Below are 12131 nucleotides of genomic sequence, written 5' to 3'. Positions count from 1 at the left end.
GTCATCGCCCGGCCCGGAGACAGCGACCATGAGCATCCTCAGTGTCTATCACCACAGCACGCCCGAACAGCCCTTCAAGGTGCTCACGCATCACGAGGACGTTGCCGCCACGCTGGCCGAGGTGGGTGTACACCTGGAACGCTGGCAAGCCAGCACAGCCATCGGCCCGGATGCCAGTGATGAAGAGCTGGTCGCCGCTTATCAACCGCAGATCGACCTTTTGAAGAACGAGTACGGCCATGCCGGTGTGGAAGTGCTCAGGTTGACCCAGGAGCGTTACGGGCTGGGCGATTCGCGCGCACAGGAACTGGAAGAGTACGTTCAGTCCGGGGACGAGGTGCGTCTTTTCATTGCCGGAAGGGGGCTGTTCAATTTGCATATCGTAGATCGGGTCTATGCCGTGCTGTGTGAGAAAGGCGACCTGATCCTGATACCAGCGGGCGTTCGTCACTGGTTCGACAGGGGTGAAAACCCGCATCTGGTTGCCATTTGCCTGTTCGTTAATCCGGCAGGTCGTGCTCCGCAGTTCACCGGCGACGATATCGCGAGTCGTTTTCCGCGACTGGAAGATTGATCCAAAGTCGTCACTCCAAAGAGGCATTGAGCTACCCGACGTTTTAGGCCCTTAATGCGACGGCTCCAGCAAGTGCTGGAGCAAACCGCAACCACGAAGCCTCTTTCGTCTGCCAGGGAAATTGGAGAAAACGATGTCCATCAAACGTACTGCCGCAATTGGGTTCGCTGTGCTTGTTCTGGGCTTGCCCTTTTCACTTCAGGCGCAGGACAAGGCGCCTCAGAGCTGGTTGCCCAGCCTGATCACCGAAACGCCGCAAGAGGGCTTCGAGCTGGCCGTCAAGTTGTCCAGAATGGGCGTCAAAAGTACCCAGCCAGACAAGGAAGTGCTGTTCCGGGAACGTGAGAAGTACGCTCAGAAGGGCGAGGCGTTGATGCATGCTTCTGAAGTGGTCGCCATTCACTTCCAGACCGTCGCAGCAGCGAACAATTACTGGAAATAATCCGGTTTCCACCAGTTGAACGCTGTCCACAGGCATGGCCAAAGGACAGGGTGCCGCTCTTTGCGGCGGGCAGATACAGGCCGCTTCGGTCTGCATGCCTGAACCCTCGGGCTTGCCAGGCATCCAAACTGCGAACCCATCGTAATGAGGAGCCACCCATGACCGATGCCTTCGGCGGTATTTTCGGCCTGATCATCCTGCTGCTGGATATCTGGGCCATTGTCAGTGTGGTGCGAAGTGATGCCGCCAGCGGGAAGAAAGTGCTTTGGGTTCTGCTCATCTTCTTCCTGCCGGTGCTGGGCCTGATCCTCTGGGCTCTCATGGGCCCGCGCGGTAACCGGCCAGACGACATGAGCCTGAGGCGCTGATAGATGGAGCTGACTCCATTGTTGGCCGTTCTGGTGCTGATCGCGGACTTTCTGGCGATTCTTCACGTCTGGTTCAGCCGTATCGAGTATGGCCGCAAGATCATCTGGAGCCTGGTGATCGCGCTTCTGCCAGTGGTCGGGTTGATCATGTGGGTCATCGCAGTCGGGCGTTTCGCCAAGGTCAGGTTGTAGCGAAAGCGCCCCGTGGTTTAGCCTGCATTGGACCAAAGTAGAATACGGTGCTTTCCTGAAGGCGAAGGCAGCTTGCCGCTGCGCCTTCTGCAACGCTATCCATCACGGGAGACACCCATGAGTGACTATCAGGAAGCTCTCTATGAGGGATACGGCCAACGCTTCAGCATCGACCGGATGCTGCATGACGCCCGCACCGAGCATCAGCATCTTGCCATCTTCGAGAATGCGCGCATGGGTCGTGTCATGGCGCTGGATGGGGTGATTCAGACCACTGAGGCCGATGAGTTCATTCCTCACGAAATGCTTGTTCACGTACCGATCCTAGCCCATGGCCTGGCGCGGCGGGTGCTGATCATCGGCGGCGCAGATGGTGGCATCGTGCGCGAGGTCGCCAGGCACCGTGAGGTCGAAAGCATCACCATGGTTGCGGCTGATGCCGCCCTGGTGGAAGCGTGCAAGACCTTCCTGCCGGAGCATTCCAGAGGCGCTTTCACCGATTCTCGCCTGAATCTGCTGATCGATGACGGGCTGCACGTTCTCAATACCTGTGAAGAGAAGTTCGATGTGATCATCTGCAGCGCCGATAACGGCGCTGCAGATGAGGCCTTGGAGGGCTTCTATCAGGCCTGCCGGCGCTGCCTGAACAATGGCGGCATTCTGGTCGCCCGCACCGGTACCCCGTTCATGCAGCTCACGCAGGTGCAGGCAGCGGCCAGACGGATGAATGGCCTGTTTGCAGACTGGCATTTCTACCAGGCGGCGGCGCCCACTTGCAGCGGTGGAGCGATGACCTTCGCCTGGGGTGCTTGCGATTCAGCCAGTCGTCGGTTGCCGCTGGAAACCCTTTCCCAGCGTTTTGCCGGCAGCGGGGTTGTGACGCGCTACTACAATCCGCATGTCCATCTCGCGGCCTTTGCGCTGCCCCAGTACGTTTTGCAGGCCATCGGCAAAGCCAGTAACGACTGACTCAGCAGCCTGGCAGGGGGCTTGCGGCATGCACCAAGCGGCAAGTTCATTGCGACACTGATCCAGATACCCTATGTTCGAACCTGTCGGTTGGGCTCCATAACGTTCCGGGCCTGACCGAGCAAATCATCCACACACTCGATTCATCCCTTCAACACCCGCAACGAGGCTCGACAAGAAGGCTTTCTCTGCGAAAGCCATTCCATCCATAAAGGAGGTTGAAAGATGAGTGCCACCTTCCATGAGGATGTCAGCAGCAACGTGCTCTTGAGGATGAAGGAAGGCGGTTTCGATTTCGCCCGCGTTCATCCCATCGAGTTTTATGCCGTGTTTTCCGACCGTGAACAGGCATGCGCAGCCGCCAGCAATTTTCGTGGCGAATGCGTCAATACACAGGTTTTTCCCCGTAACGATGGCGCCTGGAATCTTCAGGTGAGCAAAGTCATGTACGCCACTTTCGATGGCATCGGTGATTTCGAGCAGGATCTGGAGAATCTTGTCGAACCGCTGGGCGGTGTGGTCGATGGCTGGGGCGTGACTCAGGAGCTATCCGGCTGCACTGTCTGACAGCTTCATCCGAAACCCAATCCCCCTTGCAGTGCCTGGTCCCATGGTGGGACCGGGCCGAAGCGGCTCTTCAGGAACTCCAGCAGCAGACGACTGCGCGAATCGGCTTCCCGTGTCAGGCGCAGGGCATAGATGCCGCTGGGCTCGGGCTGGGGTAGCCCGCTTTCGCAGAACAGGGGCAACAACTCGCCGCGCAACAGGTGGTCGGCAATCAGCCAGGTCGGCAGATGTGCGATACCCAGGCCCGCCAGCGTGCCGCTGAGCAAGGCTTCGGCGTTGTTGGCGACCATCCGCATGCGACCGGGGCGCAGCAGTTGCCGCTTGCCGTCATGCTCGAAACGCCATGCATGAGGCGGTGCCAGGGCATCCCAGTCCAGGCCGTCATGCGCTGGCAATTGATTGGCATCCAGTGGTGCCCCGCGCCGCGCCAGATAGTCGGGGCTGGCGCAAACGATGCGCACCAACGGGGCCAGAGGCGTGGCGACCAGTCGGGTATCGGCCATCGGGCCGATGCGCAGCACCAGATCCACTTCGCCCAGGTGTTCACCACGTAGATCGACGAAGCTGTCGATCAGACGCAGCTGGATATCCACCTCGGGATAACTCTGGAGAAATTCTGCCAACGCAGGGGCCAGGTGCCGGCGACCGAAGGGGGCGGGTGCGTCTATGCGAATCCGACCGCGCGGCGCGTTTTGCAGTGAAGTGACTTCAGCACGGGCCAGCTGCAGTTCCTGCACGATACGCCTGGCCCGTTCGGCGAACACCTGGCCTGCCGTGGTGGGCTTGATGGTGTGGGTACTGCGGCTGACCAGTTGGCAGCCCAGGCTGTTCTCCAGAGCATCGATGCGCCGGGCGACGGTGGAGGGCGTCAGGCCATGCAGGCGGCCAGCGGCAGAGAAGCTGCCACTGTCGAGGATATCGAGAAACAGCCTGAACTGATCGGAAAGCGGGTCTGATTGCATACGGGTATCACTGGCTTTGCAAGAATTGCATAGTCATTGTGCATGGCTGTGCATATCCGTAACAGCCTGAGCGCTATAGCATCGTTTTTTTTGACGGAAAAACTAAGAGATGGACTTGCTCAGCATCGCGTTGAATATTGCACTGGGCTTGATGCTGGGCGCATTGGGGGGGCTGTTCGGCATCGGTGGTGGGCTGATCGCGATTCCGGTGCTGGGCGTGCTGTTCGGCCTGGATCAGCACCTGGCGCAAGGTACGGCGCTGGTCATGGTGGTGCCCAACGTGCTGTTGGCGATCTGGCGTTATCACCAGCGCAATCGTATCGATGTCCGCCATGCGGCAGCGCTGGGAATCTCCAGTTTCTGCTTCGCCATCGCCGGTGCGGCACTGGCGGTATCGCTGGATGCGGGGCGAATGCGCATCGCCTTTGTCGGCTTCCTGCTGGCCCTGGCCATCTATACCTTGCTGCGCGTCTTTCTCAGGCCGCAGACCGGTGCTACCGAACTGCGCCACCCCTGGCCCTGGCTGGGTGCCCTGGGGGCCGGCGCGGGCGCTCTGGGCGGATTGTTCGGGGTGGGCGGCGCGGTGCTGGCCACGCCGGTTCTCACTTCGATATTCGGCACTTCGCAAGTCGTTGCGCAGGGCTTGTCATTGTCCTTGGCAGCGCCCAGCACCGGGGTGACGCTGGCGACTTATGCACTCCACGGGCAGGTCGACTGGGCGCTGGGGGTGCCGCTGGCCATCGGCGGACTGCTCAGCATCAGCCTGGGCGTGAAGCTGGCGCACGCCCTGCCGGAGCGCCTGCTGCGCCTGCTGTTCAGCGGCTTTTTGTTACTCAGTGCTGCGTTGCTGGCGCTTGAGGTTTAGGCGCGCGACGTATCTCCTTGCGCGCGCTACGTACCAGACGAATGCTTAACAGCAGCGCCGCGCAACTCAGGCCCGCGATCAGCCCCTGCCAGAGTCCAACCGGCCCGCTGGCGGTGCCGAAGGTATCGGTCAGCCCGAGGGTGTAACCCAGCGGCAGGCCGATTCCCCAGTAGGCGACCAGGGTGAAGACCATCGTCATGCGGGTGTCCTGATAGCCGCGCAGGGCGCCGGCTGCCGTGACCTGGACGACATCGGAGAACTGGAACAGCGCCGCATAGAAGAACAATCCTGCCGCGACCTGGATGACCACCGGATCGGTGGTGTAGATGCGAGCGATCTGTTCGCTGAACAGCAGCATGGCCGTGGCCGAGAAGCAGGCAAAAAGCAGACCGGTAGCGATGCCCAGGCCTGCCACGAAGCGCGCATCGCGCGGCGCGTTGCGGCCCAGCGCCTGGCCGATGCGCACCGTGATCGCCATGCCCAGCGACAGTGGAATCATGAAGATCAGCGAGGTGAAGTTGAGGGCGATCTGATGGCCGGCGACCACGGTCGCGCCGAGCGCGCCGATCAGCAGGGCGATCACCGAGAAGATGCTCGCCTCGGCGAATACCGCGATGCCGATGGGGATACCGACGGCCAGCAGGTGGCTGAGCTCCGGCCAGGATGGCGCGTCGAAACGCTCGAACAGCCGGCTTGGCTGGTAATACCCGGCGCGACGTACCCAGAACAGCATGGCCAGGCACATGAACAGCATCACCAGCGCCGTGGCCCAGCCGCAACCGACGCCGCCCATGGCCGGCACGCCCAGCTTGCCGTAGATGAAGATGTAGTTCAGCGGAATGTTCAGCAGCAGGCCGAGCAGGCCGATCACCATGCTTGGCCGGCTGTGCCCCAGGCCATCGCTGTAGCAGCGCAGTACCAGATACAGCGCCATCGCCGGAAAACCGCAGGCCACGGCGCGCAGATAGGCCATGCTGGGTTCGATCAGATCCGTTTCGACCTGCAACAGATGCAGCAGCGGCTCGGCATTCCACATCAGCACGGCGGAGAAGCCGCCGATCCCCAGCCCCATCCACAACGCCTGGCGCACCACTGGCCCGATCTGCCCGTGCTCGCCGGCACCGAAACGCTTCGCCACGTTCGGCGTGGTCGCCAGGATCACGCCACTGGTCAGCAGGAACATCGGCACCCAGACCGAATTGCCCAGGGCGACGGCAGCCAGATCGCGAGGGCTGACGCGCCCGGCCATCATGGTGTCGACGAAACCCATGGCGGTATTGGCCAGTTGCCCGATCATCATGGGCAGGGCGATGGCGAAGAGCGCACGCAGTTCGCTGCGCACGCGCCTGAGTCTTGGCTCAGCAGGCATTTCCGGGTAATCCGAGTTGTATACAAGAGGCGGCGTAGTCTACGCCCGGCGAAGCGCCCCCGGAAGGTGCGGGCGGTCTAGAATAGGCCTATCACTGATGGAGCCGCACATGCGTATTCTTGCTGACGAAAACATCCCTCTGGTTGAATCCTTCTTCGCCGAATGCGGCGAGATCCGGCGCATGCCAGGGCGCCGCATCAACCGGGCCGCGCTGGAGCAGGTGGACGTGCTCCTGGTGCGCTCGGTGACGCGGGTCGATCGCGAACTGCTGGAAGGCAGTCAGGTGAGCTTCGTCGGCACCTGCACCATCGGCACCGATCATCTGGACCTGGATTACTTTGCGCAAGCCGGCATCGCCTGGGCCAGCGCACCGGGCTGCAACGCCCGTGGCGTGGTGGATTATGTGCTTGGCAGCCTGTTGACGCTGGCCGAAGGTGAGGGCGTCGAGCTGGCCAGCCGGCGTTATGGCGTGGTCGGCGCCGGTGAGGTCGGCGGGCGGCTGGTGGAGGTGTTGCGTGGCCTGGGCTGGGATGTGCGGGTTTGTGATCCGCCGCGTCAGGCGCGGGAGGCCGGTGATTTCGCCAGTCTCGACGAAGTCATCGAGACCTGCGACGTCATCAGCCTGCATGTGCCGCTGACGCTGGAGGGCGAAGATGCCACCTTGCATCTGCTCGACCAGACGCGCCTCGAACAGCTGCGCCCTGGCAGTTGGCTGATCAACGCCAGCCGAGGCGCGGTAGTGGACAACGCGGCACTGCGCGGCCAGCTGGCCCTGCGCCAGGATATCCAGGCCGTGCTGGACGTCTGGGAAAGCGAGCCACAGGTGGATGTCGGGCTGGCCGAACTGTGCTGGATCGCGACACCGCACATCGCCGGCTACAGCCTGGATGGCAAGTTGCGCGGCACCGCACAGATCTATCAGGCGTTCTGCGCCAGCAAAGGGCTGGAACCGACGGTAGCGCTGGCCAAACTGATGCCGCAGGCGCCGCTTCGCGGGCTGTCCTTCGCGAGCAGCGCTACCCCGGAAGAGGTGCTGACGACCCTCTGCCGAGCGGTCTACGACCCGCGTCGGGACGATGCGGCCTTCCGCCGAAGCCTCGGTGGCGATGACGAACAGCGCCGGATGGCTTTCGATCAGTTGCGCAAGGACTATCCGCCACGCCGGGAAATCGATGGGCTGCAGGTCGATGTCGACGGCCAGGCACAGCTTCAGCAGATCGTCCGGGCGCTGGGCTGTAGTCTGAAAGGCTAGCGCGCAGGGTGTGACAGGCCGGATGCAATTTACAGCCTGCTCCGCTAGCATTGCCCGTCTTCCTGCTTTATCCCGCGATGGTGTTATGAGTTATCAGGTTCTAGCCCGCAAATGGCGTCCACGCTCGTTCCGCGAAATGGTCGGGCAGACGCACGTGCTCAAGGCCCTGATCAATGCGCTGGACAGTCAGCGTCTGCACCATGCCTATCTGTTCACCGGCACCCGTGGCGTCGGCAAGACCACCATCGCGCGGATCATCGCCAAGTGCCTGAACTGCGAAACCGGCGTCAGCTCCATGCCTTGTGGCGAATGTTCGGTGTGTCGCGAGATCGATGAGGGGCGTTTCGTCGACCTGATCGAAGTCGATGCCGCGAGTCGCACCAAGGTCGAAGATACCCGTGAGCTGCTGGACAACGTGCAGTACGCACCCAGCCGGGGTCGCTTCAAGGTCTATCTGATCGACGAAGTGCACATGCTTTCGTCGCATTCGTTCAATGCGCTGCTGAAGACGCTCGAAGAGCCGCCGCCGCACGTCAAGTTCCTGCTGGCCACCACCGATCCGCAGAAGTTGCCCGTCACCATTCTTTCGCGCTGCCTGCAGTTCTCGCTGAAGAACATGCCGCCGGAAAGGGTGGTGGAGCACCTGACCCATGTGCTGGGTGCGGAAAACGTACCCTTCGAGCCCGATGCGCTCTGGCTGTTGGGGCGTGCCGCCGACGGTTCGATGCGCGATGCCATGAGCCTGACCGACCAGGCGATCGCCTTCGGTGAAGGCAAGGTGCTGGCCGAGGATGTGCGCAGCATGCTCGGCGCCCTGGATCATGGTCAGGTCTACGGCGTGTTGCAGGCGCTGCTGGAAGGCGATGCCCGTGCGTTGCTGGAGGCGGTTCGCCATCTGGCCGAGCAAGGCCCTGACTGGGGCGGTGTGCTGGCGGAAATACTCAACGTGCTGCACCGCGTGGCTATTGCCCAGGCGTTGCCCGAGGCGGTGGACAACGGCCAGGGTGATCGTGAGCGGGTGCTGGCGCTGGCCCAGGCGCTGCCTGCCGAGGATGTGCAGTTCTATTACCAGATGGGCTTGATCGGTCGGCGCGATCTGCCGTTGGCGCCGGACCCGCGCAGTGGCTTCGAGATGGTCCTGCTGCGCATGCTGGCGTTTCGCCCGGCGGGTAGTGAAAACGCGCCGCGAACACTCTTAAAGAATCAGGGAATCAGTCCGGCCACGACTGATTCCCAGGCGGCGCCGGTGGCCGCCACGATGCTTGCAGCTGCGCCCGCGGTGCCTGTCGCCGCTGCACCTGTGCCATCCAGTGTTGCCGTCGAGCCTGAAGTTCTGGCGCAGCCTGCTTCTGATGCTGTCGCTGAGTCGGCTTTCGAAGAGCCCTCAGATGAGCCTGCGCAGGCGCCCGTTGCCGAGGAACCGGCGGCACAGTTCACGCCCGCAGCGCCGCCCATCGATCCGCCCTGGGAAGAGCGTCCAGCCCCGGCTGTTATGGAGCCGCCCGCCCGCAGCGAACCGGCGCAGGCCGTTACCGAGCCGGTTGAGCCCGCCACTGCGCCGGTTCCGGTCGAAGAGGTGGACGATGACGAGCCACCGTTGAGCGATGAGGATTATTTCGAGGCTGAAACCCAGGCCGAAGCCTATCTGGACACGCTGGAATCATTCGAGCCCGCTGCCGAAATCGCCGAGCCTGCGCTTGCCATGGAGCCGGCCACGGGCCTGGCTGCGGAGTGGCAGAGCATCTATCTCAAGCTGGGCTTGTCTGGCCTGACTGGCAGCATCGCCTCCAACTGCACGCTGATTTCGGTCGAGGATGATCGCTGGCTGATGCACCTGGATCCGGCGCAGAGCGCACTGTTCAATGCAACCCAGCAACGGCGCCTGAACGAGGCGCTCGATCAGTATCATGGCCGGCCCCTGAAGCTGGTGATCGAACTGCAGACACCGCAACAGGAAACCCCGGCTCAGGCGGCGGCCCGGTATCGTACGCAGCGGCAGCAGGCCGCCGAGCAGTCGATCCAGTCCGATCCGCTGGTCCAACAACTGATGCAGCAATTTGCGGCGGTGATCCGCGAGGGCACCATCGAACCCCTGGAACAACCCTGATCGACCCGAGGAAATCCCCATGATGAAAGGTGGCATGGCCGGCCTGATGAAGCAGGCGCAGCAGATGCAGGAAAAGATGCAGAAAATGCAGGAAGAGCTGGCGAACGCTGAAGTGACCGGCCAATCCGGCGCTGGCCTGGTCAGTGTGGTGATGAATGGTCGTCATGACGTCAAGCGCGTCAGCCTTGATGACAGTCTGATGCAGGAAGACAAGGACATCCTCGAAGACCTGATTGCCGCCGCCGTGAACGATGCGGTACGCAAGATCGAGGCGAACAGCCAGGAAAAAATGTCCGGTATGACCGCCGGCATGCAACTCCCTCCCGGCTTCAAGATGCCTTTTTAACCGGGCCGCCCAGCCGACGCGCATAGCTGCGTTGCTAGAAGGCGCGGGCATCCTCATTTACGCGCAGTAAACTCCGGTGCCCACGCCTTCTAGCGCCTTGCTCTGCACGCCGCCTGAACGCCCCTTGCCCCGTGCAGCCTCTCTCCAATAGCGACACTTATCTTATGAGCTTCAGCCCCCTGATTCGCCAACTCATCGACGCATTGCGCATTCTTCCCGGCGTCGGGCAGAAGACGGCACAACGCATGGCCCTGCAGATGCTCGAGCGTGATCGCAGTGGTGGTTTGCGTCTGGCCCAGGCGCTGACGCGGGCGATGGAGAATGTCGCTTATTGCCAGCAGTGCCGCACCCTCAGCGAAGAGGCGCTGTGCGCGCAGTGTGCTGATCCGCGCCGGGACGATAGCCTGCTGTGCATCGTGCAGAGTCCGGTGGATGTCTTCGCGGTCGAGCAGACCGGCTTTCGCGGGCGCTATTTCGTGCTCAAGGGGCATCTGTCGCCCCTCGATGGCCTGGGGCCGGAAGCCATTGGTATTCCCGAATTGCTGACACGTGTTGCTGCAGGCAGTTTCAGCGAAGTGATCCTGGCCACCAACCCGACCGTGGAAGGCGAGGCCACCGCCCATTACATCGCGCAGCTGTTGATCCCCAAGGGGCTGACCCTCAGCCGGATCGCGCATGGTGTGCCGTTGGGCGGCGAATTGGACCTAGTGGATGGCGGCACTCTGGCCCACGCGCTGGCCGGGCGCAAGACCATCCATCTGTAGGCCGGGTCACGCTTCACCGACCCGACGAGAACGATCAGACGGCATAGGGCGAAAGCCTTGCTTGCGGTTGCCTGTGCATCAGTTTGTCGGATCAGGTATCCGGATCGTCGGATTACGCTTCGCTAGCCGACCTACATCAGTGCCAATCACTGCATCGATATAACTTTCCGTCTGGAGCATATGGCCAGTCAAGAGGTGCAGGCTATGCATCAGATCGTGTAAAGTTCTAAGCCAATGAAGATATATAACCAAGTCGAATAATAAGCTTTCTTTTGGTTATATATCGCAAGCGTGCACAGCGTTGAGGTCGAAGATGAAGGCAAGGTACTGGCTGGTCCCCGCTCTGTTGCTGGTGAGCGCATTCGCGCAGGCACAGGAAACATTCAAGGTTGGCTACATCCGCGTCATGGATGATGCCCAGGCGATGGTTGCCCATGAGGCGCAGCTGTACAAGAAGCATGGCCTGGATGTCGAGCTGGTCGAATTCAGTTCCGGTACCGATCTGATCAAGGCCATCGTCGGTGGGCAGCTGGACACCGGGGTGCTGGGTTTCACCAATGCCGTTGCCTGGGCCTCCAAGGGCGCCGATCTGAAGGTGGTTGGCGGAGCCCAGCAGGGCTATCACTCGATTCTGGTGCGCAACGAAACCGGTATCGAGGATGTTGCTGGTCTCAAGGGGCACCGTCTGGCTTCGCAGCGCGAGGGCAGCACTGCCGATTCGGTACTGCGCGGCGTGACGCTGAAGGCTGCCGGGCTGGCGCCCAGCGATGTGAACATCATGGGTGTCAGCCCGGCAGTTGCCGTGCAGTCGCTGGTGTCCGGGCGGGTCGATGCAGCCTTCCTGTTCGAACCCTATGACCGCATCGCCCAACTGGTGGCTCCGGTCAAGCAGATCTACGAGATCGGTGAAGTCTGGCCTTTCCCCTGCATGGTGGTCATCACCTCCGGCGAAACCCTGAGCAAGCGCAAGGAGGCCGTGTGGAAATCCCTCGATGCCCAGCGCGAAGCCATCGAATTGCTGGAGAACCAACCTGCCGAAGCCGCCAGGCTGATCGCCGGCTATTTCATCGCCGAGCCGACGCTCAAGACCCTGGAGCGTGGCGAGCTGCCGCGTGAAGTGGTGATCGAGGAAGCCATCGCCACCCAGGATTTCACTGCGAAACTGGATGAGGCTGATCTGGCGCGCATTCAGGAACTGGCCGATATTCTGCAGGAGCTGGGTTCGCTGAAGACCCGCGACGGCAAGCCGTTCGATACCCGCGCGATCCTGGACCTGTCCTGGCAAGAAGCACGCGAACTCTGATCGCTTCATCAGCGCCCTGTTGACAGGCCGTTGATGCTGCTGATGGCTCAT

Annotated in this window: 14 protein-coding genes; 12 read left to right on the top strand and 2 right to left on the bottom strand. The window is 61.9% G+C overall.

Features of this window, described 5'->3' with window-relative positions:
• The first annotated feature begins 28 nt into the window (after positions 1–28).
• The 6 genes from ACYCFC_RS09890 (at position 29) to ACYCFC_RS09865 (ending at position 3112) form a co-directional block, all read left to right on the top strand.
• Positions 29–574, top strand: coding sequence for a 1,2-dihydroxy-3-keto-5-methylthiopentene dioxygenase (locus ACYCFC_RS09890; protein ID WP_459653856.1), 546 nt, complete (start codon positions 29–31; stop codon positions 572–574).
• 133 nt (positions 575–707) lie between these two features.
• Positions 708–1016, top strand: a complete 309-nt coding sequence (locus ACYCFC_RS09885) for a hexameric tyrosine-coordinated heme protein (protein ID WP_459653855.1) — start codon at positions 708–710, stop codon at positions 1014–1016.
• Positions 1017–1174: 158 nt separating this feature from the next.
• Positions 1175–1384: a PLD nuclease N-terminal domain-containing protein gene (locus tag ACYCFC_RS09880; RefSeq protein WP_181086746.1), complete on the top strand. Its 210-nt coding sequence runs from the start codon at positions 1175–1177 to the stop codon at positions 1382–1384.
• A gap of 3 nt (positions 1385–1387) precedes the next feature.
• Positions 1388–1576, top strand: a complete 189-nt coding sequence (locus tag ACYCFC_RS09875; protein WP_181086747.1) for a PLDc N-terminal domain-containing protein — start codon at positions 1388–1390, stop codon at positions 1574–1576.
• A 117-nt stretch (positions 1577–1693) separates the two neighbouring features.
• Complete coding sequence (gene speE / locus ACYCFC_RS09870; RefSeq protein WP_459653854.1) at positions 1694–2545, top strand: polyamine aminopropyltransferase; 852 nt, start codon at positions 1694–1696, stop codon at positions 2543–2545.
• Positions 2546–2770: 225 nt separating this feature from the next.
• Positions 2771–3112 (top strand): ribonuclease E inhibitor RraB, encoded by a 342-nt coding sequence (locus tag ACYCFC_RS09865; RefSeq protein WP_459653853.1) that lies wholly within the window; start codon positions 2771–2773, stop codon positions 3110–3112.
• Between the two features lie 5 nt (positions 3113–3117).
• On the opposite strand, the gene ACYCFC_RS09860 is transcribed toward ACYCFC_RS09865, so the two are convergent.
• Positions 3118–4074: a LysR family transcriptional regulator gene (locus ACYCFC_RS09860; protein ID WP_181086750.1), complete on the bottom strand. Its 957-nt coding sequence runs from the start codon at positions 4072–4074 to the stop codon at positions 3118–3120.
• A gap of 109 nt (positions 4075–4183) precedes the next feature.
• Here ACYCFC_RS09860 and ACYCFC_RS09855 point away from each other — a divergent pair, with 109 nt between their 5' ends.
• Positions 4184–4939, top strand: coding sequence for a sulfite exporter TauE/SafE family protein (locus ACYCFC_RS09855; protein WP_459653852.1), 756 nt, complete (start codon positions 4184–4186; stop codon positions 4937–4939).
• Here ACYCFC_RS09855 and ACYCFC_RS09850 read toward each other — a convergent pair.
• Positions 4908–6308 (bottom strand): MATE family efflux transporter, encoded by a 1401-nt coding sequence (locus ACYCFC_RS09850; protein ID WP_459653851.1) that lies wholly within the window; start codon positions 6306–6308, stop codon positions 4908–4910. The two genes, ACYCFC_RS09855 and ACYCFC_RS09850, sit on opposite strands and share 32 nt — an antisense overlap.
• Positions 6309–6417: 109 nt before the next feature.
• Here ACYCFC_RS09850 and pdxB point away from each other — a divergent pair, with 109 nt between their 5' ends.
• From pdxB to ACYCFC_RS09825, 5 genes are all read left to right on the top strand, one after another.
• Complete coding sequence (gene pdxB / locus ACYCFC_RS09845) at positions 6418–7560, top strand: 4-phosphoerythronate dehydrogenase PdxB (protein WP_459653850.1); 1143 nt, start codon at positions 6418–6420, stop codon at positions 7558–7560.
• A gap of 85 nt (positions 7561–7645) precedes the next feature.
• The gene (gene dnaX / locus ACYCFC_RS09840) at positions 7646–9667 is read left to right on the top strand and encodes a DNA polymerase III subunit gamma/tau (RefSeq protein ID WP_459653849.1); all 2022 of its coding nucleotides are present in this window, start codon (positions 7646–7648) and stop codon (positions 9665–9667) included.
• Positions 9668–9686: 19 nt separating this feature from the next.
• Entirely contained in the window at positions 9687–10013 is a 327-nt protein-coding gene (locus tag ACYCFC_RS09835) for a YbaB/EbfC family nucleoid-associated protein (RefSeq protein ID WP_459653848.1), read from the top strand.
• 164 nt (positions 10014–10177) lie between these two features.
• A complete protein-coding gene (gene recR / locus ACYCFC_RS09830; RefSeq protein WP_181086285.1) occupies positions 10178–10777 on the top strand; it encodes a recombination mediator RecR in 600 nt (199 codons plus the stop codon).
• Between the two features lie 313 nt (positions 10778–11090).
• Positions 11091–12080, top strand: coding sequence for an ABC transporter substrate-binding protein (locus ACYCFC_RS09825; protein WP_459653847.1), 990 nt, complete (start codon positions 11091–11093; stop codon positions 12078–12080).
• Positions 12081–12131 lie beyond the last annotated feature (51 nt).

This window comes from Stutzerimonas sp. NM35 (assembly GCF_054604355.1).
Note: the sequence above shows the minus strand (reverse complement) of the source record. Positions and strands in the feature narration are given on the sequence as shown.